The organism is Schnuerera sp. (genome assembly GCF_035459645.1).
In the GTDB taxonomy this organism is placed as follows: domain Bacteria; phylum Bacillota; class Clostridia; order Tissierellales; family Tepidimicrobiaceae; genus Schnuerera.
Map to the genome: position 1 here is coordinate 1 of NZ_DATHXO010000271.1, position 1,948 is coordinate 1,948.

Here is a 1,948-nt window from a genome sequence, read left to right on the forward strand (position 1 = left end):
AAAATATCTTATTAAAACAAATATTTATTTTAAATTTTGTATCTCCTATATCAATAGTAGTTAGTTGCAGAATAGAATTTTAAAATTATAAAGGGTTATCCACAACAGAAGGTGAGAATATCTAATAAAACTATGTAAGTATTTAGATTATACACAAAAAAGAGCATAGCAAAATAAAGGTCTAATAAACCTTTGAAAAAATTATTTAATTAAATAATTTAAATTAGCTTATGCAACTAAAGATTTAATTGCAAGAGGATTCTTATGGTTTTCTGTCTTAACCATAAGAATAAAGGCAACTAATTGAGAAATACAAGCAAGTAAAACATCAGCTTTTAAAGAGATAGTGTTTCTAACTTTAGATGTTTTAATTTGTATAAAATTTTTAATCTGAGAAATAGATCTTTCACAGATAGTTCTAAGTCTATATAGTTTTTGCCACTTCAAGCTATCACGTGGGATAGAGGAATTAAAGCGATAGTTGTGGTGTATAGTAAGTTGTTTAATTCGTCCACATTTTGATTGAGTACACGGATTTTGACAACTTAAAACATAGGTGGTTTTACCATTGATTTTAGTTTTCTTGGTCTTAGGGCAGATGTATTTTACTCTATCAGCTCGTCCTTTTTCACGAGTGATACCATCATAGACCATAGGCAAAGAAGAATCATAAGGACAAAGAGGAACACCTACATCATTGAATCCAGGTTGAGGTAAATCTTGTGAATTACGAGGGTTTAAGTTAATAATAGGCATAATCTTTTTTTGATGGAGATAAGCATAATTATCATCAGCATCAAAACCAGAATCACCTAAAAAATATTTATAAGAAAAATTAGGATGTAGTTGAAAATATGTTTCAAGAGCAGGAATTAACGATTTAGAATCATAAGAATCTTTTACATCCTGAGGGCTTAAATCTAAATCAAGATTATTGTCAGCATCATAGAAGTTGACGTTTCTAACAAGGCCAAAAGCGTTAGTAGAAATAGTACATTTTAAATAATATCCAAAATGGCCGTTAAGATAAGCAAGCTTTGCATCTGGATTAGAATTAGCATACTTAGGCATTTGACCTTGAGCATATTTTTCAATATCAAAATTTGAGTTAGGATTATCTTTTTTGATTCTCTTAGAATAAGCTTTAGCTTTTCTAAGTTCAGACTGATAAAACTTAGGATTATTCTCAGTGACATAAGATTCAAATCCTGTGGTATCAGTGATCAAGATGGAAGATAACAAAGGATTGATTTTTTCAGAAATTTTTTCAGTATGATCGACTAAATTATTAAATAGATCATTAAGGTCATCAAAGAAATTTGATTTAAACCTAGAAAACTGAGATTTATTAGGAACTTTTAAAAAGCCACAAAACTTACGTAACTCAGACGAAAACGATAAAAAAGAGATCAAAAGATCAACAGAAGGAACAGATAAAATATTTTTGATAATAAAAGCACTTAACATAGATTCAAGAGAGAAGTCTCTTTTAGCACCAAGCTTAGAATAATATTTTTGATAAAAAGAAAATGGAATAAAATCACTAATATTAATAAATTCACTTAATAAAGAAAGTAAGTCATCTTGATTTTGATTATAAAATTTATCAAAATCAGTAGAAATATCACAAAAGTTTAATTGTTTAGCTGAAATTGGCATAAGTTTCTCCTTTCATTTTTGGTTTTAATTTTAAATGTCTTGTTAATATATATACCCAAAAATGGGGGAAACTTATCCATTTCAATAGATTAAATGTAGTATTTATGCGAGTTGTAGAATTCTGCAACGAGCTATCCTTATTAAATTTTAAGGGGGAATGAAAATGGCAACAAGAGGAACAGGTTTTTTATTATTGAAAGATAGGGTTCTTGAGACTACTGAATTTAACGGTGATATGTATCCATCCTGGCATGGAGATAATTTCTTTGAAGGAGTAAGCAAAACAAAG

The 1,948-nt window shown here is 28.6% G+C and carries 1 protein-coding gene; it reads right to left on the reverse strand.

The annotated features are described in order from the left end of the window. Positions 1-228: 228 nt before the first annotated feature. A complete protein-coding gene (locus VK998_RS06345; RefSeq protein ID WP_325226670.1) occupies positions 229-1,659 on the reverse strand; it encodes a transposase in 1,431 nt (476 codons plus the stop codon). Positions 1,660-1,948 lie beyond the last annotated feature (289 nt).

Excerpts from the sequence above, each read along its gene's own strand:
- VK998_RS06345 (WP_325226670.1), bottom strand. The coding sequence starts at position 1,659 with ATGCCAATTTCAGCTAAACAATTAAACTTTTGTGATATTTCTACTGAT.